Origin of the sequence: Paraburkholderia sp. NMBU_R16 (assembly GCF_013282575.1) — a bacterium.
Classification (GTDB): domain Bacteria; phylum Pseudomonadota; class Gammaproteobacteria; order Burkholderiales; family Burkholderiaceae; genus Trinickia.
Genome location: NZ_JAAAYE010000002.1, coordinates 89199 through 112407, shown reverse-complemented (window position 1 = coordinate 112407; position 23209 = coordinate 89199). Strand labels below are relative to the sequence as shown.

Below are 23209 nucleotides of genomic sequence, written 5' to 3'. Positions count from 1 at the left end.
ATCTGCGTGTATTGTAGCGAGCGCGTTACAATCGACTGAAACCCTCGAACGGATCTCCATGATTTTGTCCCTGAAGCTGCCTTCGACGCGCCCGGACAGCGTGCGCTCAGCCCGACGCGGCGCCCCTGTCGGCCGGATCGCCGCGGGCCTTGTCACCGCATTCGCGCTCGCCGCGTATCCCGCGTTCGCACAAGATCCGGCGCCGTCCGACGATTCGGCCACGGCCTCATCGAGCACCGACCTTTTCTCTTCCTCGCTGCCCGAGGAGACAAAAGGCTTGCCGGACGTGCCGCTCACGAGCCAGATCGTTTTCCAGGTACTCGCGGCTGAAATCGCATTGCAGCGCAATGAACCGGCGCCGGCTTACCAGACGTATCTGGCGCTCGCTCGGGACACCCACGATCCGCGCATGGCGCAGCGCGCCGCCGAAATCGCCATTGCCGCACAAAGCCCGACCGATGCGCTCGCCGCCGCGCAGCTGTGGCGGCAATACGCGCCCAACTCCGAGCGCGCCGCGCAACTCGACGCGTCGCTGCTCGTGCTGTCGGGCAAGCCCGACGACGCCGAACCGATGCTCGCGGCCGAGTTGGCCAAGGTTCCCGCCGCCGAGCGCGGCAGCTCGATCCTCGCGCTCCAGGTCCTGCTTTCGCGCGGGCCCAACCGCGTGGGCGGATTGCATGTGCTGCAGAACCTGTTGAAGCACGACCTCGATCGGCCCGAGGCATTGACGGCGATCGGCCGCCAGCAATTGCTGGCCGACGACCAGCCGGGTGCACGGACTTCGTTCGTGCAGGCACTCAAACTGAAGCCCGATTACCTGCCTGCGGCGCTCGCGCTTGCGCAAATGGGCCCGGACGCGCGCAACGAAGCGATCGCCTCGTTCGAGTCGGTCGTGAAGCAAAACCCGAAATCGCACGATGCGCGGCTCGCGCTGGCGCAGCTCTATCTGTCGAGCGAACGCGTCGAAGATGCCCAAAAGCAGTTCGAAGCGATGCATAGCCTCGATCCGCACGATCCGACGCCGCTCATGGCGTTGGGTCTCATCAAGATCCAGCAAAAGCAGTACGACGCGGCTCAGAAATACCTGAAGCAGTACGCCGATCTCACGGAGAAGACCCCGGGTGCCGACGCCGGGCAGGCTTACATCTTCCTCGCGCAGTTGGCCATCGAGCAGAAGAACGAGGCGCAAGCCGCCAAGTGGCTCGATAAGGTTACGCCGGACAGCCCGCGCTATGTTTCGGCCCGTGTCACGCGCGCGCAGTTGCTTGCGAAGCAAGGCAAGATCGACGATGCGCGCAAGATGCTCGCCGATCTGCAAAGCCCCGATCCTCGCGCGCAGGCGCTCATCGCGCGCACCGACGCCGCAATCCTGTTCGATGCGAAGCGTTACGGCGAGGCCGAAGCGCGCCTCACGGCCGCTAACGACGCGTTCCCCGACGATCCCGAAATCCTCTACGACCTGGCCATGGCCGCGGAGAAAAACGGGCATTTCGAGCTCATGGAGTCGAAGCTGCGGCAGCTCATCAAGGACCAGCCCGATAATCCCCAAGCTTATAACGCACTCGGCTATTCGCTTGCGGACCGCAATCAACATCTCGACGAAGCCGAAAAGCTGATCGAGAAAGCTTCCTCGCTCGCGCCGAACGACGCATTCATCATGGACAGCCTCGGTTGGGTCAAGTACCGCCGTGGCGACACGAACGACGCGGCGCGGCTTTTGCGCAAGGCATACGATCTGCAGCCGAACGCCGAAATCGGCGCACACCTCGGCGAAGTGCTCTGGAAGAGCGGAGACCAGGCCAAAGCGAAGGCCGCCTGGCGCGACGCCCGCAAGCTCGAGCCTGACAACGATACGCTCGTGAAGACACTCAAACGCTTCCAGGTCAACACCAACGATCTCTGATGGCTTTTTGTTTCCCCCTTCGTTCTCCTCTTCGTTCGTTCGTCGCGGCGGCACTTGCGGTCGCGGCGATTTCCGGTTGCTCCGTCGCGCCGACGCGCGGGCCCTCCACGTCGAACGCGGCGACATCGCTCTCGACACAGACGAACCGCGCCTACCGGGGCCGCTTCTCGGTCAGCTACACCGATGTCAACGGCCGGCCCCGCAATGCATACGGCAACTTCGACTGGCAGGAGCAAGGCGACACGGTCACGCTGCAACTGCTGAACCCGTTCGGCCAGACGCTCGCGATCGTGACGTCGTCGCCTTCCGCCGCGACGCTCGAGTTGCCGAATCGCCAACCGATGACGGCTGACGATGTCGGGACGCTGATGCGCAACGCGCTCGGCTTTTCGCTGCCCGTCGAAGGCCTGCGCTATTGGTTGCAACCGTCGCCGGCGCCGACTTCGCACGCGAAGACGGTGTCCGATCCGCAGGTCCAGTCGCGCCTCAAGGAGATCGATCAGGACGGTTGGACCATCCAGTACGTAAGCTACGCCGATGCACCCGAAACTGGCGTCAAGCGCGTCGATCTGACGCGCCGCGAACCGCCACTGGACATCAAGCTGGTCCTGGACCGATGACACCACCCCGCGCGAACCCTACACGCGAAGCATGATCGAAACGACCGAATCGCTGCGGGACTGCCAGGCCCCCGCCAAGCTCAATCTGTTCCTGCATATCACCGGCCGTCGGCCGGACGGCTATCACGCGCTCCAATCGGTGTTTCAGCTGCTCGATTGGGGCGATACGCTGCATTTCACGCTGCGCTCCGACGGCGAGATACGCCGCCGGAGCGCCATTGCCGGAGTGCCTGAGGAAAGCGATCTCGTGGTCCGCGCGGCGAAACTGCTCAAAGCGCAAACGGGGAGCCGCCTCGGGATCGATATCGAAATCGAGAAACGGCTGCCGATGGGTGCCGGGCTGGGCGGCGGCAGCTCCGATGCCGCAACGACGCTGCTCGCGCTGAATCGGCTCTGGAAGCTCGGCTTGTCGCGCGAAACGCTCTGCTCGCTCGGGCTTACGCTCGGCGCCGACGTTCCGTTTTTCGTCTTCGGCCGCAATGCGTTCGCCGAAGGCGTCGGCGAGGCCCTGCGGCCCGTCGCCCTGCCATCGCGCTACTTTCTCGTCGTGACGCCTAAAGTCCACGTGCCGACGGCAGCGATTTTTTCCGACAAGTCGTTGACACGGGATTCCGAACCCGTCACAATTACGGACTTTCTCGCACAGCAAAGTTGCGATGCAAGATGGCCTGACAGCTTCGGCCGGAATGACATGCAGCCCGTTGTCGTGGGAAAATACGCGGAAGTCGCGCAGGTGCTGGAGTGGTTCGATCGCGTCGCACCCGCGCGGATGACTGGATCGGGTTCAAGCGTTTTTGCCGCCTTCACCAGCATCGCCGAAGCGGAAGCGGCACAAGCCAAACTGCCAGCAGGTTGGACGAGCGCCGTGGTACGGAGTCTGGATACGCATCCACTCCTCGCTTTCGCGTCATGAGTTTTCGCCTCGCCGGAGGTCAGTCGCAATCCGGCGAAGCTCAGAGTCAGTGTAGGGGAGTCGCCAAGTTGGTCAAGGCACCGGATTTTGATTCCGGCATGCGAGGGTTCGAGTCCTTCCTCCCCTGCCAAACATTCCCGCAGTCCCCGCCTCCAGCAGCAGGTGCATGATGAGCAGCCATGACGGCCTGATGGTTTTTACTGGCAACGCGAATCCGGCGCTTGCGCAAGAAGTCGTCAGAATTCTCGGCATACCCCTCGGCAAAGCCATGGTCAGCCGTTTCTCGGACGGCGAGATCCAGGTCGAGATCCAGGAAAACGTGCGCGGCAAGGATACGTTCGTGCTCCAGTCCACCTGCGCGCCGACGAACGACAATCTGATGGAGCTGATGATCATGGTCGATGCGCTCAAGCGCGCCTCGGCCGGTCGCATCACCGCCGCCATCCCCTACTTCGGCTATGCCCGGCAGGATCGCCGCCCGCGCTCTGCGCGCGTGGCGATTTCGGCGAAGGTCGTGGCGAACATGCTGGAAATCGCCGGTGTCGAGCGGATCATCACGATGGATCTGCACGCCGACCAGATTCAAGGCTTCTTCGACATTCCCGTCGATAACATCTACGCGACGCCGGTGCTGCTCGGCGATCTGCGCAAGCAGAACTACGAGAACCTGCTCGTGGTATCGCCCGACGTCGGCGGTGTGGTACGTGCGCGTGCGCTCGCGAAACAGCTCAATTGCGATCTGGCCATCATCGACAAGCGCCGTCCGAAAGCGAACGTCGCCGAAGTGATGAACATCATCGGCGAAGTCGAGGGCCGGACCTGCGTGATCATGGACGACATGGTCGATACGGCCGGTACGCTGTGCAAGGCCGCACAGGTGCTCAAGGAGCGCGGCGCGAAGCAGGTCGTCGCTTACGCAACGCACCCGGTGCTCTCCGGCGGCGCGGCCGAACGGCTGACGAATTCCGCGCTCGACGAGCTCGTCGTGACGGACACGATTCCGCTCAGCGACGAATCTCGCGGTTGCGAGAAAATCCGCTCGCTCTCGTGCGCGGGGCTGCTGGCGGAGACGTTCTCGCGCATCCGCCGCGGCGATTCGGTGATGTCGCTGTTCGCCGAAAGCTGAGCATCACGAACAAGACATGACTGGAGGCGCTGCTTCGTGCAGCGCCTTTGGCTTGAGAGGCACCTTCCTATCGGATGTGCCGCGTTACCATGGGGCCGATGCGCCAAATGCGCCGATGCCCCGTTTCACTGCCTGGTCGCGGGCAGTTATGGAGATTGAACATGAAAGTCGTCGCTTTCGAGCGCAACAAGCAAGGTACGGGTGCGAGCCGCCGCCTGCGCAATTCCGGCAAGACGCCGGGAATCGTGTATGGCGCCAACAGCGAGCCGCAACTGATCGAACTCGATCACAACGCCCTCTGGCACGCCCTGAAGAAGGAAGCGTTCCACTCGTCGATCCTCGATCTCGAAGTGGCCGGCAAGTCGCAAGCCGTGCTGCTGCGCGATGTGCAATACCATCCGTTCCGCCAGATCGTGCTCCATGTGGACTTCCAGCGCGTCGATGCGAACAAGAAGCTGCATACGAAGGTGCCCGTGCACTTCATGAACCAGGAAACGAACCCTGCCGTGAAGCTCGGCGGTGCGGTGATCTCGCACGTCGTGACCGAAGTGGAAATCGAGTGCCTGCCTGGCGATCTGCCTGAGTTCGTCGAACTCGATCTCGCGAAGATCGAAGCGGGCCAGTCGCTGCACGCGAAGGACATCGTATTGCCCAAGGGCGTGTCGCTGACGGCTCACATCGAAGCCGACAATCCGGTGATCGCCGCTGCTGCGGTGCCGGCCGGTGCCGTGTCGAGCGAAGCCGCTGCCGAAGGCGAAGGCGAGACGCCGGCCGCCTAAGGATTTCGTCGATCGATATCCTCTCGATCCGTTTCAATAGGACGGACGACGTGACCCGCCGCGGCATGCCCGGCGGGTTTTTTTATCATCTTTCGGCCGGTGGCTATAGCTGTGGGCTGTGGGCTGATGGCTGAGACGAACCATGATCAAGCTGATCGTCGGGCTCGGTAACCCGGGTGCCGAATACACCGCGACACGCCACAATGCGGGCTTCTGGCTCGTCGATCAACTCGCGCGTGACGCCGGCGCGACGCTGCGCGACGAGCGGCGCTTTCACGGCTTTTATGCCAAAGCGCGACTCTTCGGCGAAGAAGTCCATCTGCTCGAGCCGCAAACCTACATGAACCGCTCGGGTCAGTCGGTCGTTGCGCTCGCGCATTTCTTCAAGATACTGCCCGACCAGATCCTCGTCGCTCACGACGAACTCGATCTGCCGCCCGGCGCCGTCAAGCTCAAGCTCGGTGGTGGCAGCGGCGGCCATAACGGCCTCAAGGACATTTCCGCGCATCTCTCGTCGCAGCAGTATTGGCGCCTGCGCATCGGCATCGGACATCCGCGCGACCTCATTCCCGAGGCTTCGCGCGCGGGCGCAAAACCCGATGTCGCGAACTATGTGTTGAAGCCCCCCCGCAAGGACGAGCAGGAAGTCATCGATACGGCAGTCGAACGGGCGCTAGCCGTCATGCCGCACGTGGTGAAAGGGGAATTGGAGCGGGCGATGATGCAGTTGCATCGTACAGCGTGATACGGTGCGTGTGAGCAGGTCCGCTCGGCTGCTGCGTGTGTAGGCGGGACGACACGAACCGCGAATCACCCGGCCTTGTTATCGGCGTCGTTCTCGTTCTTGTTTGCGCTGTTGTTCCCGCTGCCGCCGCCGTTCGTTGCTGCGGCTTTCGCCGCCTGCAGGTTGCGATATTTGACCAGCAATTCGTCAGCGCTTTCCACATGTTGCGGATCGCGCGGGATGCACTCGACGGGACAAACCTGCTGACACTGCGGCTCATCGAAATGGCCAACGCATTCCGTGCACTTCGACGGGTCGATCACATAGATTTCCGGTCCCATCGAAATTGCGTCGTTCGGACACTCGGGCTCGCACACGTCGCAATTGATGCATTCGTCGGTAATAATCAGGGCCATACTGCCGCAAACCTTCCTGAAAGACTCCCCATTATAGCTTCACCGTTCCAGGCCCGATGGACGGCGATGACGGCGCAGGGCCGCGAGCGTCACGGCACCCCAGAATGCGGCCCCATCTGGGCGACTTTGTCCTTCAGCCACTTTTCGACCGAGGGAAACACGAACTTGCTCACGTCGCCGCCCAGCTGTGCAATCTCGCGCACGATCGTGCCCGAAATGAACTGATACTGATCCGACGGCGTCATGAACATCGTTTCCACGTCAGGCAGCAAATAGCGGTTCATGCCGGCCATCTGGAACTCGTATTCGAAATCGGAGACCGCGCGCAGCCCTCGCACGATCACGCGTGCGTTGTTTGCCCGTACGAAGTCCTTGAGCAGCCCGCTGAAGCTCATTATTTGCACGTTGGAATAATGCCCGAGCACCTCTTGAGCGATGTCCAGCCGCTCTTGCAGTGCGAAAAACGGCTTCTTGTTGCGGCTGTCCGCAACACCGACCACGAGCGTGTCGAATATGCTCGCCGCGCGGCGCACGAGGTCCTCATGACCTCGGGTGAGCGGGTCGAACGTACCCGGGTACACGGCGACTACCATGGACATCTCCTCTCGTTATCCGGCGGGGCGCCCCGCCATCCGCGGGCCGCTGCGGACCGGGAGCGGCTTACTGCCCGCCCGGTATCGCGTTCGAAACGGGCATTATTCATCATTTTCGCGCTGCAGCAAATGATAGTGGACCGCGCCGGCTTTGCCGCGGCGGACAATGTGCCACCCCGCGAGCAATGGATCGGCTTCGTCGAGCGGCTCGCCCGACTCGACATACAGCCAGCCGTCGTCCGCGACGAGCGGTAGGGCGAGTTCCAACGCACGCGAAAGCATCCCCTCACCGAAGGGCGGATCGAGAAAAACCACGTCGAACGATTGCGGAGCGAGGCTTGCAGCCAGCTTCAGGCCATCGGCCTCGGCAATCTCGATCGCGCGCGCGGCCAAACGCGCCTGGTTCTCGCGTAGCTGCCTCGCGGCGCGCGCGTTGCGCTCGACCATGACGACCCGCTCGGCCCCTCGCGATGCGGCTTCGAACCCCAGCGCACCGCTGCCCGCGAAAAGGTCCAGACAACGTTGACCGTCGAGCCGCTGGCCCAGCCAATTGAAGAGCGTTTCCCGGACGCGGTCGGGCGTCGGGCGCAGACCTTCGAGATCGAGCACGGGCAACGGCGTGCGCTTCCAGTCGCCGCCGATGATACGGACGGTATGGCCTTTGCCGCGGGCGGCTGCTTGCTGCGGCGTGCGCGAATGAGAAGTGGAGCGAGGCATCGAACGGAACTCGAGTGAAACAGGCAAGCGCACACGACGACAGCGCCGCTCAGTACGCAACGGCGCCCACGTTACCACAGCATCTACCGTGACGCGCCGTTCGGCGCGGGCGATGCAAGCCGCCTCGACGGCGCCTGATAAAATAGCGATCTCTTATCGCGCAGCGCGGGCCGCGTCATCTGTCCCGCCGGCGACACGCGCCACCGCAAGCGTCGCGGCGCACCAAGCCCAATCCACCGTCCAGGCCATGTTCAGTTTTCTCAAGCGATTCAAGGGCTCGAAAGCGCCCGAAACCGTCGAGGCGCCACCAGCGCCCGCCGCCGAACAACCGGCCGCCGAGCCGGCGCCCACGCCGGCCCCGGCAACTGCTCGTACACCCACCGACGACCCAGTGCGCGCTCCGCAAGCCGAGCCGCAAGCTCTGCCGCGAGCCGACACACCAACCGCGCGCGGTTCGCAACCGGAGCCGCAGCCGCAGCCGGCTCAGCCGCCGCTGCAACCGATGTCCGGCGCCGGGGCGCAACCGTTCCTCGAGCGGGCGGAGCCATTGGACGAGTCCGCAAACGAGGTCGTCGAGATCGTCCCTCCCCCCGCCCCCGAGCCTGCCGCAAAGCAATCATGGCTTTCACGGCTGAAGGCCGGCCTGTCGAAGACGAGCGCAGGGCTGACTGGTATTTTCGTCGGGACGAAGATCGACGATGCGCTCTACGAGGAGCTCGAAACCGCGCTACTGATGTCGGATGCCGGGGTCGAAGCGACGGAATACCTGCTCGGAGCCCTACGCGAGAAGGTCCGTGCCGAACGCCTCACCGATCCGCAGCAAGTGAAGTCGGCCCTGCGTTCGCTGCTCGTCGAGCTACTGAGTCCGCTCGAAAAGTCGTTGGTGCTGGGACGTGCGCAGCCGATGGTCATGATGATCGCCGGCGTCAACGGCGCCGGAAAAACGACGAGCATCGGGAAGCTGGCGAAGCATTTGCAACGGTTCGAGCAGTCGGTGTTGCTCGCGGCCGGCGACACCTTCCGCGCAGCCGCCCGCGAGCAGCTCACGATCTGGGGCGAGCGCAACAACGTGACCGTCGTATCGCAGGAAAGCGGCGACCCGGCGGCCGTGATATTCGATGCGGTAAGCGCTGCGCGCGCCCGCAAGATCGATGTCGTCATGGCCGATACGGCAGGTCGTCTGCCCACGCAGCTTCATTTGATGGAGGAGTTGCGCAAGGTCAAACGCGTGATCGGCAAGGCGATGGAGGGCGCGCCGCAAGAAGTGTTGCTCGTGATCGATGCCAACACGGGGCAGAACGCGCTCGCGCAAGTGAAGGCCTTCGACGATGCGCTTTCACTGACCGGCCTCATCGTCACGAAACTCGATGGAACGGCAAAAGGCGGCATTTTGGTCGCGATCGCGCGCCAACGACCGGTGCCGGTCTACTTCATCGGCGTGGGCGAGAAAGTCGATGACTTGCAGCCCTTCAGCGCCGAAGAGTTCGCCGACGCCCTGCTCGGCTGAATGTTGCCGCCTGTGGCCGGGGCTGCGGCCTCACTCCGCGTCCGGCTGCGCGCCGGGCGCGGCACGCGCGAACGCATCGAGCCCGCTTGCGTGCTCGTAGAGACGATGCAATGTCGGATAGGGCGCGAGATCGATCTTGAACCGCAGCGCGTTGAATATTTGCGGTACGAGGCAAATATCGGCGAGCGTCGGCGTATCGCCGAATACGAACGTGCCTGTACGCGGATCCGCCGATAGCCGTGCCTCCAGCGACGCGAAACCGTTTTCGATCCAATGCCGGTACCAGCCGTTCTTGGCCTCCTCGGAAACACCCATTTCGCGCACGAGATAGCGCAGCACGCGCAGATTATCGAGCGGATGGATCTCGCAGGCGATCTGCAAAGCAATGGCCCGCACATACGCTCGATCCACGGCCGCCGCGGGCAAAAGCGGTGGACTCGGATGCGTTTCCTCGAGGTATTCGATGATCGCGAGCGACTGCTGCAATACCACGTCGTCCCCGTCCACAAGCGTCGGCACGATGGCGTCCGGACTGATTTTGCGGTAATCGGCCGTGAGCTGCTCGCCGCCCGCGCGCAGCAGATGCACGGGCATGTACTCGTACGGCAGATTCTTCAAATTGAGCGCAATGCGCACACGGTATGCGGCCGAACTCCGGAAGTAGCTGTAAAGCTTCATGGTCGACTCCGACGATGCGCACGCTCACACAACGCGTACGCTGAATTCTCCGAGACCATCGATGCCACCCGTCATCGAATCGCCCTTGACGATCGCGCCCACACCTTCGGGGGTGCCTGTAAAGATCAGGTCGCCCGGGTGCAACTCGAACAACGTCGACAGATAAGCGATCGTTTCCGGCGTCGACCAGATCAGTTGCGATACATCGGAGCGCTGTTTCTCGATGCCGTTCACTTTGAGCCAGATGGCGCCCCGATCGATGTGGCCAACTCGCGCGACTGGGTGGATCGGGCCGGTCGGCGCCGAATGATCGAAGCCTTTTGCGGTTTCCCAGGGCCGTCCCAGCTTTTTCGCTTCGGCCTGGAGATCGCGCCGCGTCATGTCGAGCCCGAGCGCGTAACCGTAGACGTGCTCGAGCGCGCGCTCGACGGGAATGTCCCGCCCGGCCTTGCCGATCGCAACGACGAGTTCCATTTCGTAATGGACATTGGCCGAGCACGACGGATACGGAAATTCGGCCGTTGCGCCCGGCGCCACGTTCAGGACTGCGTCGGCCGGCTTCGAGAAAAAGAACGGCGGCTCGCGGTCCGGATCATGGCCCATTTCGCGCGCGTGCGCCTCGTAATTGCGTCCGACGCAATAGACGCGGCGCACGGGGAAGCGCCGGCCAGTACCCGAAGTGCCGGTCGTTTCCGCGACCGGCACCGAGACGGTGGGCGCCGGAGCAAACACGTAATCCATTCCCCTCTCCCTGCAATGAAAGAAACGAGTTTAACGCGCGTGCAGGTGCTACGGCTTGCAAGATCGCGGCGAATGCTGTACTCAATGAGGTTGCACAGCCTACTTAATTTCGACGGGTTCTCGTTGCACCCGCTTTCTGACATGACCGAATCCGCCGCCTCGCCCGGCACCTTTGCCTGCGCCCGTTTCATCAAGGAAATCGGACGCGGTCCGAACGGAGCCCGCGCTCTCTCGCCGGAAGACACGCACGCGTTGTATGGCGCGATGCTCGATGGCCGCGTCTCGGATATCGAGCTAGGCGCGGTTTTGCTCGCCTACCGGCTCAAAGGTGAGACGGCTGCGGAACTCGCGGCCATGCTCGAGGCCGCGCAAGCGTCGTTCGCATTACTGCGCGTGCCGGGAGGCGAAAGCCGGCCCGTGTCCATTCCGAGCTACAACGGCGCGCGCAAGCAGCCCAACCTGGTGCCGCTGCTCGCGCTGCTGCTCGCGCGCGAGGGCGTGCCGACACTCGTGCACGGCGTGAGCACGGATGCCGGGCGGGTGACGAGCGCGGAGATTTTCGAGAGGCTGGGCATCGCAGCGGCCAACTCGCATCCGGAGATCGAGGCGCAGTTGGCCAACCGCGCGCTCGCCTTCGCGCCGATCGAGGTGTTGGCGCCGAAGCTCGCGCGCCTTTTGGCACTGCGCCGGATCATGGGCGTGCGCAATTCGACGCATACGCTCGTGAAAATCCTGCAGCCGTTTGCGTCCCCGGGCCTGCGGCTCGTCAACTATACGCATCCGGAGTATCGCGAGAGCCTTGCCGAACTTTTCGTCGCGCATCCCGCAGCAGCCGTTGGCGGCGCGTTGCTCGCACGCGGCACCGAGGGCGAGGCTGTGGCCGACACGCGCCGTCAGGTCCAGATCGACTGGCTGCATGACGGCGTGGCCGAAACGCTCGTCGCGGCCGAGCGCAGTTCGTCCGAAGCGCAACCGGCCGCTCTGCCGGAATCGCGCGATGCGGATACGACGGCAGCCTGGACCCAGGCCGTGCTGGACGGCCGGCAGCCCGTGCCGCCCACGCTCGCGCGCCAGGTGGAGACGATCGTGCGGGTGGTGCGGCAGGTTTAGCCGAACGGCGACGGTTGACAGCGTCGCCGTCGCTGACATACAGTGCGCTTCATGCGTTCCATTTCGAACACCCTCCGAATTACCTCCGGCCGACTAGCGCGGCCTCTATCGCTACGACTAGCGTAAGCCAGCCGTAGCGCCGCGTGTCGTTTGCGCGGTCCTCCTGCAGTTCCCGCAGTTCCGTTTCGCCCAAACCGCAGTTCCCTACAAACCGTAGTCGTCAGCATTCGGCCGAATACCGTTCGGGCGAATCGCGAAAAGCGCCGGCGCATTGTGCGCCCCGGTACGCCTGGCCAGCCGCCGAGCCTGCCTCGCGTTTCGCAGACGACGCAACGAAAGAGGTTCGCCATGCTCCGCAATCCCGCCGGGAAGTACCGACCGTTTCAGCCTGTTCGCCTCGCCACGCGCAAGTGGCCGAGCCGGACGATCGAGTCCGCGCCGATCTGGATGAGTACCGATCTTCGCGACGGCAATCAGTCGCTGATCGACCCGATGACCATCGAGCAGAAGCTCGAGTTCTTCGAGATGCTGATTGCCATCGGTTTCAAGGAGATCGAGGTCGGCTTCCCGTCGGCTTCGCAAACGGACTTCGACTTCGTACGCAAGCTGATCGACGAGCAGCGGATTCCTGAAGACGTGACGATCGAAGTCCTCGTGCAGTCACGCGCCGATCTCATCGCGCGCACATTCGAAGCACTCGAAGGCGCCCCACGCGCCATCGTCCATCTGTACAACGCGATCTGCCCCTCGTTCAGGCGCATCGTGTTCGATGCTTCGAAGGAAGACGTCAAAGCGCTCGCTGTCGAGGGCACACGGCTCATCAAGGAAGAGGCCCAACGACGGCCCGGCACGCGCTGGACGTTTCAATACTCGCCGGAGACGTTCAGCATGACCGAACTCGCCTTCGCGCGTGAAGTCTGTGACGCTGTCGCGCAAACGTGGGCGCCGACGCGCGAGCACAAGATGATCCTGAATCTTCCAGCCACGGTCGAAGCCGCTACGCCCAATGTGTTCGCCGACCAGATCGAATGGATGGATCGCAACCTTGCCTGGCGCGACAGCATCGTGCTCTCGGTGCATCCGCACAACGATCGGGGCACGGCAGTCGCAGCGGCCGAGCTGGCGTTGCTCGCGGGAGCCGAGCGCATCGAAGGGTGCCTGTTCGGCAACGGCGAGCGCACGGGCAACGTCGATCTCGTGACGCTTGCGCTGAACCTTTATACGCAAGGCATCGATCCGGGCCTCGATTTCTCCGATATCGATGCGGTGCGCCGCGTCGTGGAGCGTTGCAACGCAATACCCGTACATCCGCGCCACCCCTACGCGGGCGATCTCGTCTTCACAGCCTTCTCCGGCTCGCACCAGGACGCGATCCGCAAAGGCTTCGCGCGGCGATCGGCCGAGGGAGCTTGGGAAGTGCCGTACCTGCCCATCGATCCGGCGGACCTCGGTCGCAGCTACGATGCCGTCATACGCGTGAACAGCCAATCGGGCAAAGGCGGCTCGACATTCCTGCTCGAGCGCGGGCTCGGCTTTGCGCCACCGCGCCGCCTGCAAATCGAATTCAGTCATGTGGTGCAGCAAATCGCCGACGAATCCGGCGTCGAAGTCACGGGCGAAGCGATCTGCGAACGGTTCGCCCGCGAATATCTCGGCGTGCGGGGACCGGCCACGCGCACTGACGCGGCCACGGTACGTTGGCAGCGTCGCGAAGCGGCCCGTATCGGCGCGGACTCGGCGCAAGCGACGGGCGATGCACTCGTCGAAGCGGTGGCGCGTGCACTCAGCGCCGAGGCAGCCTGCCCAATCGATGTCTGCTCGTACGAGACTGCACGCACGGCCGACGGTGCATGGGCCGCATTCGTCGGCTGTCGTGCGGGCAGCGCGCCGCTGCGTTTCGGCGTCGGCGTGCATGCCGATGCCGCGACAGCCGCGGTGGACGCGCTCATCAGCGCGGTGAACAGGTTCGAGTGGAGCGACGACGAGCGTCAGGCGGCAGCGTGAGGCGAATACGCTGCCGGTAAGAGGGCACGCACGCGCCGGCGCGTCATTCGAGCGCGCAGCGCGTCGCGTGCCACGCCACGAGACGCCATTGGCCACCTTCTTGCGCCTGAATGGCCGTATAGGCGATCGGATAGAGCAAGGCGCCGTTGTTCGCTTCCATTTCGATCAGTGCGCGCCCCGTCACCACACAGGTCTCGCTGCCGACGGGCAGCACGTCTTGCGATTGCACTTCGATTTGCCGGTAGCGCCGTCGACCCGCGGAGATGGCGTCGATGAATTGCTGCTTCGTCTCGCGCTTGCCGTTGGTATGAACGAAGCTCACGTTCTCGGACAGCAGCTCGTTGAGCATCGGCACGTCGCCGTCGACCATCGCACGAAACCGGTCGCGCTCGAGCACGCGAATCGCTTCGATCATCTTTGCCGCCATCGCTCAGCTCCCATGCACCCGAATGCCGCACGGGACATTCGCGTCAGAAGTTGTATTGCAGATATAGCTGGCTGAAATTTATACCAGGATTCGGCTCTTTGATACCGGCATTCGACACATGTTGAAATCGAAAGCCGGCCTGGTACTGCTGGTGGCCGCCGAATTGCGCGCCGACGCCAACGATCTCGGTGAACTGAAAGGCCGTCCCCATCGAATATCCATCCTTGATCGTCACACGTGAGAGCCCGCGCACACCCGCGCCCGCTTCGATGAATGGGCGAACGGCGCCGGCGCTTTTGATGAAGCGGATCATGGGCTGCACACCGAACGCGTAGACGTCATGACGCGACGTTCCATTGCCCGGGTGCCAATAGTCCACATGGGCTTCGCCGACGAGAGAAAAATGCCAGCCGCCCATCTCCCACCAATTGATGCCCGGGTCCCAGACGAGGCCCAGGTCGAGCTTGTTGACATCGTGCTCGCCAAATCCTCCTCCGAGCTGCACGCCGAAAGTATCGGCCCGCGCGAGGCCCGGTGCCGCGGCAAGCGTGGTGGCCGCCGCCAGTGCCGCTATGACGAAAACGCTCGAGGGACGTTGCCGGATCCGGTTCTTCTTTTTCATTCGCATACTCCGAAGGGGCTCTTTGATGATCGGGCCACTACCACGCGCCATGCGGCCCGAAGCGCGTCTATCTTACGGTATGGTTTTTCGGCGCGTCGTATCGTCTCGCGCAATACACAATCTCGCAAACAGCGCGTCCGCCCGTTCGATTCCGCCCCAATTGCACTGCCCGCTTTCCCCGATCCGCGGCCCATCCACGACCAATGGAGTAGAATCAGCTATCGACTCTACTGAATCGATAGCATCATGGAACTTCCGGCGCGATTTGAGACTCCAAGACTTAGCACTCGGCTTCCGGGAGTGCTAATATCCCCCGGAGTCGTACTTGTGACTGAGCGGTAGTCCGATTTCAAGGAGTTTCCTACGTGAGCAACGCAATGACCCTTCCGAGCCCTCTCGCCCCGGCGTCCGCCATGGCCGCTTCGGCAGGTGCTCTGACGCTCGCGCCAACGTCGATGCTGCCCGGCCAGCTGGGCAACATCGACGCCTACATCCAGGCTGTCAACCGCATTCCGATGCTGACGGCGGAGCAAGAGCGCCGGTTCGCCACCGAATTTCGCCTGCACAACAACCTCGATGCCGCGCGTCAGCTTGTGCTGTCGCACCTGCGTCTCGTCGTGTCGATCGCACGCAATTATCTCGGCTACGGTCTGCCCCATGCGGATCTCATCCAGGAAGGCAACATCGGGCTGATGAAGGCGGTCAAACGGTTCGATCCCGAGCAAAACGTGCGCCTGGTGTCGTACGCGATCCACTGGATCAAAGCGGAGATCCACGAATACATTCTGCGCAACTGGCGCATGGTGAAGGTCGCGACGACGAAGGCGCAACGCAAGCTGTTCTTCAATCTGCGCAGCCATAAGCAAGGGCTGCAAGCGTTCTCGCCCGACGAGATCGAAGGCCTCGCGAAAGAGCTCAACGTCAAACGCGAAGAAGTCACCGAAATGGAAACGCGGCTCTCCGGCGGGGACATCGCGCTCGAAGGGCACGTCGAAGACGGCGAGGAATCGTACGCGCCGATCGCCTATCTGGCGGACGCGCACAGCGAGCCCACCGCCGTGCTGGCCGCCCGCCAACGCGACAAGCTGCAAACGGACGGCATCGCCGAAGCGCTCGATTCGCTCGACGCACGCAGCCGCCGCATCATCGAAGCGCGCTGGCTCAACGTCGATGATGACGGATCGGGCGGCTCGACGCTGCATGAACTCGCCGCAGAGTTCGGCGTGTCGGCCGAGCGGATTCGTCAGATCGAAGCGAGTGCGATGAAAAAGATGCGCAACGCGCTGGCCGCGTACGCTTGATTCTCGTCGACCCCGCCCTTTCGGCGGGCTAAAAGAAAGAGCGGCATCAGGTTACCCTGGCCGCTCTTTTTCATTGCCCGAAGCGAGTTCGGGCGCGCACGGGCGTCAGACGGGCTGCGGCGACGCGCCCGCGGCAGGCGGCAGGCGCGTGGCCAGTTGCTTGGCGTAGCGCTGCGCGGCAGCACCGCAGACGATGTGGAACGTATCGGCCGATACCCAGGCAACGTCGAGCTCCCCAAGTCGCTGGCGATCGACAGCGCCCGGATCGCGTACGACTACGCGCAACCGCGTGGCCGCAACGGCATCGAGTGCCGCGACGTTCGTCGCACCGCCGAACACTGCGAGCCAGCGCATCGGATCGGGATCGAGCGGTCCCCTCGGTCCCTGCTCGGCCCCCGCAGCGGCCGGCGCGGATTTCCCTGCGGGACCCGCCATGGCCGCACGGATCTCGTCGGCGATCATGTCGGCTTCCGGCCCGATGACGACCTGCACGTTGCGCGCATCGCGCTTGAGCACGCCGCGTGCGCCGATGGCCTTCAGCTGCGGCTCCGAAATTTTCTCGGCGTCGACCACCGAAAGGCGCAGGCGCGTCGTGCAGGCGTCGACGAGCGTCAGGTTCGAAGCACCGCCGAGCGCAGCGATGTAGCGCACGGCACGCGGCGCTGCCGCGCCCGCCGTCGGCGCGACATAACCGCCAGCCGCGAACGGTTCGACCTGGGCGTCGGTCGTCGCGGGTTCGCGCCCCGGTGTGGCCATGTTGAACTTGCGGATGAAGAACCGGAAGAGCCCGTAGTAGACCGCCGCGTAGACGAGTCCGATCGGAATCGCAAGCCAGCCTTTCGTCGACAACCCGTAGTTCAGGACGTAGTCGATCGCGCCGGCGGAGAACGTGAAGCCCAGGTGGATGCCGAGCGCCTGACAGATCGCGAGCGAAAGGCCTGTGAGCAACGCGTGGATCACATAGAGCACCGGTGCGAGGAACATGAAGCTGAACTCGACGGGTTCCGTCACGCCTGTCAGAAATGATGTCAGCGCCATCGAAAACAGCAGGCCGCCCACCATCGCGCGGCGCTCCTTCGGCGCTTCGTGCAGCATCGCGAGGCACGCCGCCGGCAGGCCGAACATCATGATCGGGAAAAAGCCCGTCATGAAGCCGCCCGCGGTGGGATCGCCCGCAAAGAAGCGATGGAGATCGCCCGTCACCGCCGCGCCGCCGCCCGGAGGCGTGAACGTGCCGAATACGAACCAGGCGAGCGAATTGATGATGTGATGCAGGCCCGTCACGAGCAGCAATCGGTTCAGCGTGCCATAGACGAATACGCCGATCGCACCGGCCGTCGTGAGCCAGTGGCCCGTCGCGTCGATGGCCGCCTGCACGGGTTGCCAGACGTACCCGAAGACGATGCCCAACACCACACAGGCCAGCCCGGTCACGATCGGCACGAAGCGCTTGCCGCCGAAGAACGCCAGATAATCGGGCAGCTTGATGTCCTTGTAGCGGTTATAGAGCATCCCCGCCACGATCCCCGCGATGATTCCCGACAGCACGCCCATGTTGAGCTTGTCGTTGATGTCCTTCATCACGGCGATTTCGATCAGATAGCCGATCGCACCCGCCAATGCGGCAACGCCATTGTTGTCCTTCGCGAAGCCCACCGCCACGCCGATCGCGAACAGCAACGGCAGATTGTCGAAGATCGTGCCGCCCGCGTCGGCAATCATCTTGATGTTCAGCACGTCGGCCTGGCCGAGGCGCAGCAAAATGCCCGCGACCGGCAGCACCGCAATCGGCAGCATCAGCGCTCGCCCTAGCCGCTGGACCTTCAAAAATGGATTTCCGTCCATGAGTGCCTCCAATGTCTTCTCGTCGTCGATGCTTGTTTGGGTGCGATGCCGGCTGCTCGAAAAAGCGCGGCGCGCCTAGTCGAGCGGCCAGATTTCGCGGCTTGCTGCTCTTACCGCCTGTGCCGAGTCGAGCTCCAACGCATCCAGCGCGCGTTGGCGGCACAGTTGATAATCGAGTCGGCGCACACGCGCCTTGATGCCCGGTACGGCAACCGGATCAACCGAAAGCTCTGTCACGCCGAGGCCGACGAGCAGCGGCACGGCAAGCGGATCGCCCGCGAGCGCCCCGCAGACGCCGACCCACTTGCCGTACTTCGCGGCACCGCGCGTCGTCGCCTCGATGAGACGCAGCACGGCCGGATGCAGGCCGTCCGCCTGCGCAGCGAGATCGGGCTGGCAGCGATCCATCGCCAGCGTGTATTGCGTGAGGTCGTTCGTGCCGATCGAAAGGAAATCGGCATGGCGTGCGAGCTGGTCGGCGAGCAACGCCGCAGACGGCACCTCGATCATCACGCCCACTTCGATCGGATCGGTACGTCCCGCGGCACGGCCGAGCTCGTCGATATGGGCACGCAGGCGCATCAGCTCGTTGGCGTCGGTCACCATCGGCAACAGAATCCGCACCGAGCCATGAGGCTCGACTTCGATCAAGCCGCGTAATTGATCGTCCAGCAGATCGGGCCGCACTTGCGCGAGGCGTACGCCGCGCAGCCCGAGCGCCGGATTCGCTTCGGGCGGCAGCGTCAGATAAGGCACTTCCTTGTCGGCGCCGACGTCGAGCGTGCGGATGATGGCGCAGCGCCCTTGCAAGGCATCGACGATCGCCTGATAGCTTGCGCAATGCTCGCGAGCGCTCGGCGCCGTCTCGCGATGGATGAAAAGCAGCTCGGTTCGCAATAGGCCAACGGCATCGGCTCCGTTTTCGATCGCGGTGCGCGCATCGTCGAGCGTCGCGATGTTGGCGGCGACCTCGATCGCCCGACCGTCGGCCGTCGACGCGGCTTCCTGCGATACCCGGCGGTTGGCCTCGCGCACGCCGGCCAGACGCTGCCGCTCGAGACGCGCGCGCTCGACGTCGAGCGCCGTCGGTGCGTACTCGATGCGCCCCGCGCTAGCGTCGACGACGACTTGCGTGCCGTCGGGAATCGCATGCAGCGCGTCGCCGACAGCGACGAGCGCCGGAATGCCAAGCTGCCGAGCGATGATGGCCGCATGCGAGGTCGCACCGCCGCCGGCCATGACGAGCGCCGCCACGCGCTTTCTGTCGAGCGACGACAGGTCCGACGGCGTGAACTCGGTGGCAGCGAGCACGGCATCGTCGGGCAACGCGCGTGCGTTCTGCTGCCCGTAGCCGAGCTCACGCAGCACCCGCTTCTCGATATCGCGCAAATCGGCGGCGCGTTCGGCGAGCAGCATGTCTTCCACGTTCGCGAGCACGCCGATCTGTGCGCGAATGGCCTCGCGCCACGCGAAGCCCGCGCTTTTACCGAGGCTGATGAGATCGCGCGCGGTATCGATCAGCGTCGGGTCCTCGAGCAGCACGCGATGCACGGCGAAGATGCCCGCTTCGCCGACGGCGCCGCGTTGCGAGGCGTCGCGCACCGTCGAGTTCAATTGCGCGTCGACGGTCGCCAACGCGCGATCGAGCAGGCGGCTTTCGGCCGCGGGGGTCCCGCTTCCGGCCTCGGGCAGATCGAATTGCGTATCGTCCCAGCGCGTGAGCGTGCCGACCGCAATGCCTGGCGCCGCGCACACGCCGGCGAGCGTGTTCGGGTCGGCCGGCACGCCTGCCATGACCGCAGCGGGGCGCGGTGCGGGGGAGGCAACGCGTGCGGGCGTTTCCTCGAGCTCGCCGTGCACTTCGCGCAGCAGCTCGCGCACGACCGCATCCACGGCCGCCGCCGCATCGGCGCCGACGGCGCGCACTTCGACGGCCGCGCCCTCGCCGGCGCCCAACCCCATGAGTCCGACGACGCTCTCGATGCTCGCGCACCGCCTGCCATGGCAGACTTCGATTCGGGCATCGAGGCCGCGCGCGGCCTCGCGCGCACGCGCCGCAGGACGCGCATGGAGCCCGCCCGCGACCGCGAGCGTGATCTCACGCGATGCTTGCGGTACGTCGGCCGCATGTAGAGGCTGCGCTTGCGCGTGGGCCTTCGAGGCGCCCGACACGGCAGTCTTCGAGCGCAGCACGAGTAGCGGCTCGCCAATCCGAATCATGCCGCGGCGGGTTTCGCCGGGCCGCTCGACGATCTCGAAGACATCGGCGTTCGCCACGGCGACGATCGATACGAGACTGGGCGCCTTCGTCGCAACGAAGTCCTGATCGAATTCGATCAGGATGTCGCCGGCTTTCACGCGCGCGCCTTGCGCGACTTTCGCAGCAAACCCCTGTCCATTCAAATCGACGGTATCGATGCCGATATGGAGCAGGATTTCCGCACCCTGCGTCGTTTGCAGGGTCAACGCATGGCCCGTGCGGGCGAGATGCGTCACCACACCTTCACAGGGCGCGACGAGCTTCCCCTCGAGCGGATCGATACCGATGCCGTCGCCAAGCATGCCTTCCGCAAAGACAGGGTCGGGCACGTCGGCAAGCGGCACGACCAGGCCGGTCATAGGCGCGAGCAGGACGATCGAGTCCTGGGTCTCGCTCTTCAATCGGGACTCTTGCGCAAGTTCCATGCGGATTTCTCGCTAGTGGGTTTCGGTGATCTTGTTGAGATAACGGGGCTGATCGGCGTCGCGCCCGCGCGCGACGGCGAGTCCCGCAGCCATGACATAAAAGGTCTGAATCGCGGCGATGGGATCGAGCGCCAGATGCCGCGTCGTCGCGAGCGGCAGCGTGGCCTCGGCCACATCGCCCGGCGCTGCCAGCAATACGCGCGCGCCGCGCGCACGCATATCTGCGGCAAGGCGCACGAGCCCGGCTTGTTCGGGTCCGCGCGGCGCGAATATCAGCAGCGGATAGTTCTCGTCGATGAGTTCCATCGGGCCGTGACGCACCTCAGCGCTCGAAAAGGCCTCGGCCTGAATCCCGGACGTCTCCTTCAGCTTGAGCGCCGCCTCCTGCGCGATCGCGAGTCCGAGGCCGCGGCCGATCACGAACATGCGCTCGGCACCGACCAATGCTTCGATTGCGCGCGACCAGTCGAGATGCGCGCTTTCGTCGAGCGCGTCGGGCAACGCGCGCAGCGCCTCGATCAACGGCTCATCGCGCTCCGGGCGTTGCCAGAAGGCGACGAGCTGCGCCGAAAGCGACAGCATGGCGATATAGCTCTTCGTCGCTGCGACCGAACGCTCAGGTCCCGCGCGAAGCGGCAATTGCCATTCGCATGCACTCGCAAGCGGCGAATCGGGCGCGTTGACACATGAGACGGTGAGCGCGCCCGCGCGCCGCAGTGTCGTCATCGTTTCGACGAGATCGGGGCTTTTGCCCGATTGCGAGAATGCGATGGCGAACTCGCCGGCCACACGAAGCGGCGCGGCCTGCAGCGTTGCGATCGACATCGGCAGCGATGCGACAGGCACGCCGATGCGGCTCATGGCCAAGCTCGCGAAATAGCTGGCCGCATGGTCCGAGCTGCCGCGCGCGACCGTCAGCGCGACATGGCGCGACTTTTCGGCCAGCGACGCGGCCAGCGCCTCGACGCGGTCGGTGTCGGCGCACTGCGCTGCAACCGCATGGCGGGCGGCGAGCGCCTCGTCAAGCATATTCGACAATCTGCTCTCCTTCGACATAGGTCGCTGCGAGCGTGAGATCGCGCTCGAATACGACGACGTCCGCCCATGCGCCGCGCACGAGCCGCCCGCGATCTTCGAGGCCCAGATAATCGGCGGCATGGCGCGACATGCGGTCGGAGACATCCGCCAGCGGCAAGCCGAGCGAAACGAGGTTGCGCAGCGCATCGTCCATCGTGAGGGTGCTGCCCGCCAGCGTGCCATCCGACAACCGTACGCCGCCGAGGCATTTCGTCACCTGCTGGCTGCCGAGCCGGTACTCGCCGTCCGGCATGCCCGTGGCCGACGTGCTGTCGGTCACGACATAAAGGCGCGGAATCGCGCGCAGCGCCGCCCGGATCGCGCCGGGATGGACGTGCAGTAAATCGGGGATGATCTCGGCGAACTCGGCATGCGCGAATGCCGCGCCGACGAGCCCCGGGTTGCGGTGATGCATCGGCGACATGGCGTTGAACAGATGAGTGAACCCGCAAGCGCCGTGCTTAAGCGCCGCGACAGCGTCGTCGTAAGTCGCGAGCGAGTGGCCCAGTTGCACACGTACGCCGCGTGCAGCCATCTCCGAGATGATCTCCATGTGACCCGCGATCTCGGGCGCCAGCGTGACTACGCGAATCGGTGCGATCGACAGATATTTGAGCACTTCGTCGAGCGCGGCCGACACGGCCGCATCGGGCTGTGCCCCGAGCTTGCCCGGGTTGATGTACGGCCCTTCGAGATGCACGCCGAGCACGCGCGAACCGCCGGGCGTGCGGCAGCGCGTGACATCGCCGAGTTCGGCCACCACGGCCATCAACTCCGCTCGTGGAGCCGTCATCGTCGTGGCCAGCAGGCTGGTCGTGCCATGACGGGCATGCGTGCGCGCGATCGTCTCGATGGCGCGGCCGCCCTCCATGACGTCGGCGCCGCCGCCGCCGTGAACGTGCAGATCGATGAAGCCGGGCAGGATATAGCAGCTGTCGTTCGTCGACGGATCGACGCGCGCACCGTCGAGCACGGTGATGCGGCCGTTTTCGAATTGGAGCGCACCGTGAATCCAACCGTCGGGCGTCAGAATGTTTCCATTGAGCATGGGATATTCGATTTCGATATTGCGGGGAACAGCGGATGGGGGCGCACGATCCAGGCCAGCGCGAACATCGGCGGTTCGAGGGCAGCAAGCTGCGCTGGGACGTGCGTGGCTGGGCTGCGAATTGGAGCCCATTATATAACCACAATAATACCAGTCAATTCACGCGTACGGAGCACCGATAAATGCTCGAAAGCCTTGTCTGGAAAGGATTTCAGGCTCACGACGGGGCCGATGGTCGCCATGACCGGGCATCGGGATTTACCCGAACCCGGAGCCCAGTGGACGTTGCAAGGGGGCCGCGATGGTCACCGATTGCCGCCGCACAACGAAACAAAGCCAGCCCGGGAGGGCTGGCTTTCTCAGCGCGTCGGAT

General features: G+C 64.3%; 20 protein-coding genes, 1 tRNA gene and 1 pseudogene. 11 read left to right on the top strand and 11 right to left on the bottom strand.

The window, feature by feature from the left end:
• Nucleotides 1–58: 58 nt before the first annotated feature.
• The 7 genes from GWC77_RS01445 to pth all read left to right on the top strand — a co-directional run bounded on the left by GWC77_RS01445 (nucleotide 59) and on the right by pth (nucleotide 6086).
• Entirely contained in the window at nucleotides 59–1903 is a 1845-nt protein-coding gene (locus GWC77_RS01445; RefSeq protein ID WP_173255072.1) for a tetratricopeptide repeat protein, read from the top strand.
• Nucleotides 1903–2523 (top strand): lipoprotein insertase outer membrane protein LolB, encoded by a 621-nt coding sequence (gene lolB / locus GWC77_RS01440; RefSeq protein ID WP_173255071.1) that lies wholly within the window; start codon nucleotides 1903–1905, stop codon nucleotides 2521–2523. Before GWC77_RS01445 ends, lolB begins: the two co-directional genes overlap by 1 nt.
• Nucleotides 2524–2554: 31 nt before the next feature.
• Nucleotides 2555–3436: a 4-(cytidine 5'-diphospho)-2-C-methyl-D-erythritol kinase gene (ispE, locus tag GWC77_RS01435; RefSeq protein ID WP_173255070.1), complete on the top strand. Its 882-nt coding sequence runs from the start codon at nucleotides 2555–2557 to the stop codon at nucleotides 3434–3436.
• Nucleotides 3437–3489: 53 nt separating this feature from the next.
• Nucleotides 3490–3566, top strand: a tRNA-Gln gene (locus tag GWC77_RS01430).
• 39 nt (nucleotides 3567–3605) lie between these two features.
• On the top strand, nucleotides 3606–4562 hold the full coding sequence (locus GWC77_RS01425; protein WP_173255152.1) for a ribose-phosphate pyrophosphokinase: 957 nt from the start codon (nucleotides 3606–3608) through the stop codon (nucleotides 4560–4562).
• Between the two features lie 161 nt (nucleotides 4563–4723).
• Nucleotides 4724–5341 (top strand): 50S ribosomal protein L25/general stress protein Ctc, encoded by a 618-nt coding sequence (locus GWC77_RS01420; RefSeq protein WP_173255069.1) that lies wholly within the window; start codon nucleotides 4724–4726, stop codon nucleotides 5339–5341.
• A gap of 142 nt (nucleotides 5342–5483) precedes the next feature.
• Nucleotides 5484–6086 (top strand): aminoacyl-tRNA hydrolase, encoded by a 603-nt coding sequence (gene pth, locus GWC77_RS01415; protein WP_173255068.1) that lies wholly within the window; start codon nucleotides 5484–5486, stop codon nucleotides 6084–6086.
• Between the two features lie 140 nt (nucleotides 6087–6226).
• On the opposite strand, the pseudogene GWC77_RS01410 reads toward pth, so the two are convergent.
• The 3 genes and pseudogenes from GWC77_RS01410 to rsmD form a co-directional block, all read right to left on the bottom strand.
• A pseudogene (locus GWC77_RS01410) lies at nucleotides 6227–6481 on the bottom strand (YfhL family 4Fe-4S dicluster ferredoxin); the annotation flags it as partial.
• A gap of 89 nt (nucleotides 6482–6570) precedes the next feature.
• The gene (gene coaD, locus GWC77_RS01405; RefSeq protein WP_173255151.1) at nucleotides 6571–7074 is read right to left on the bottom strand and encodes a pantetheine-phosphate adenylyltransferase; all 504 of its coding nucleotides are present in this window, start codon (nucleotides 7072–7074) and stop codon (nucleotides 6571–6573) included.
• A gap of 102 nt (nucleotides 7075–7176) precedes the next feature.
• The gene (rsmD, locus tag GWC77_RS01400) at nucleotides 7177–7791 is read right to left on the bottom strand and encodes a 16S rRNA (guanine(966)-N(2))-methyltransferase RsmD (protein WP_173255066.1); all 615 of its coding nucleotides are present in this window, start codon (nucleotides 7789–7791) and stop codon (nucleotides 7177–7179) included.
• 247 nt (nucleotides 7792–8038) lie between these two features.
• Between rsmD and ftsY the strand changes: the two genes are divergently transcribed.
• Entirely contained in the window at nucleotides 8039–9298 is a 1260-nt protein-coding gene (gene ftsY, locus GWC77_RS01395; protein WP_173255065.1) for a signal recognition particle-docking protein FtsY, read from the top strand.
• Between the two features lie 30 nt (nucleotides 9299–9328).
• Here the strand turns inward: ftsY and maiA are convergent, their stop codons facing one another.
• Both maiA and GWC77_RS01385 read right to left on the bottom strand, forming a co-directional pair.
• Entirely contained in the window at nucleotides 9329–9976 is a 648-nt protein-coding gene (maiA, locus tag GWC77_RS01390; protein ID WP_173255064.1) for a maleylacetoacetate isomerase, read from the bottom strand.
• A 24-nt stretch (nucleotides 9977–10000) separates the two neighbouring features.
• On the bottom strand, nucleotides 10001–10717 hold the full coding sequence (locus GWC77_RS01385) for a fumarylacetoacetate hydrolase family protein (RefSeq protein ID WP_173255063.1): 717 nt from the start codon (nucleotides 10715–10717) through the stop codon (nucleotides 10001–10003).
• A gap of 141 nt (nucleotides 10718–10858) precedes the next feature.
• On the opposite strand from GWC77_RS01385, the gene ybiB reads away from it, so the two are divergent.
• The gene (gene ybiB / locus GWC77_RS01380) at nucleotides 10859–11827 is read left to right on the top strand and encodes a DNA-binding protein YbiB (protein WP_173255062.1); all 969 of its coding nucleotides are present in this window, start codon (nucleotides 10859–10861) and stop codon (nucleotides 11825–11827) included.
• Nucleotides 11828–12175: 348 nt separating this feature from the next.
• Nucleotides 12176–13831, top strand: coding sequence for a 2-isopropylmalate synthase (gene leuA, locus GWC77_RS01375; RefSeq protein WP_173255061.1), 1656 nt, complete (start codon nucleotides 12176–12178; stop codon nucleotides 13829–13831).
• A gap of 43 nt (nucleotides 13832–13874) precedes the next feature.
• Here the strand turns inward: leuA and GWC77_RS01370 are convergent, their stop codons facing one another.
• Entirely contained in the window at nucleotides 13875–14258 is a 384-nt protein-coding gene (locus tag GWC77_RS01370; protein WP_173255060.1) for a nuclear transport factor 2 family protein, read from the bottom strand.
• 43 nt (nucleotides 14259–14301) lie between these two features.
• Nucleotides 14302–14880, bottom strand: a complete 579-nt coding sequence (locus GWC77_RS01365; RefSeq protein WP_173255059.1) for an acyloxyacyl hydrolase — start codon at nucleotides 14878–14880, stop codon at nucleotides 14302–14304.
• A gap of 365 nt (nucleotides 14881–15245) precedes the next feature.
• On the opposite strand from GWC77_RS01365, the gene rpoH reads away from it, so the two are divergent.
• Nucleotides 15246–16181: an RNA polymerase sigma factor RpoH gene (rpoH, locus tag GWC77_RS01360; protein WP_173255058.1), complete on the top strand. Its 936-nt coding sequence runs from the start codon at nucleotides 15246–15248 to the stop codon at nucleotides 16179–16181.
• Between the two features lie 105 nt (nucleotides 16182–16286).
• Here the strand turns inward: rpoH and nagE are convergent, their stop codons facing one another.
• The 4 genes from nagE to nagA form a co-directional block, all read right to left on the bottom strand.
• Nucleotides 16287–18026 (bottom strand): N-acetylglucosamine-specific PTS transporter subunit IIBC, encoded by a 1740-nt coding sequence (gene nagE / locus GWC77_RS01355; protein ID WP_173255057.1) that lies wholly within the window; start codon nucleotides 18024–18026, stop codon nucleotides 16287–16289.
• 75 nt (nucleotides 18027–18101) lie between these two features.
• Nucleotides 18102–20711 carry a phosphoenolpyruvate--protein phosphotransferase gene (gene ptsP, locus GWC77_RS01350; RefSeq protein WP_173255056.1) on the bottom strand — a complete coding sequence of 870 codons (2610 nt, stop codon included), beginning with the start codon at nucleotides 20709–20711 and terminating at the stop codon, nucleotides 18102–18104.
• A gap of 12 nt (nucleotides 20712–20723) precedes the next feature.
• Nucleotides 20724–21740: an SIS domain-containing protein gene (locus GWC77_RS01345; protein WP_173255150.1), complete on the bottom strand. Its 1017-nt coding sequence runs from the start codon at nucleotides 21738–21740 to the stop codon at nucleotides 20724–20726.
• Nucleotides 21733–22836, bottom strand: a complete 1104-nt coding sequence (nagA, locus tag GWC77_RS01340) for an N-acetylglucosamine-6-phosphate deacetylase (protein WP_173255055.1) — start codon at nucleotides 22834–22836, stop codon at nucleotides 21733–21735. Before nagA ends, GWC77_RS01345 begins: the two co-directional genes overlap by 8 nt.
• Nucleotides 22837–23209 lie beyond the last annotated feature (373 nt).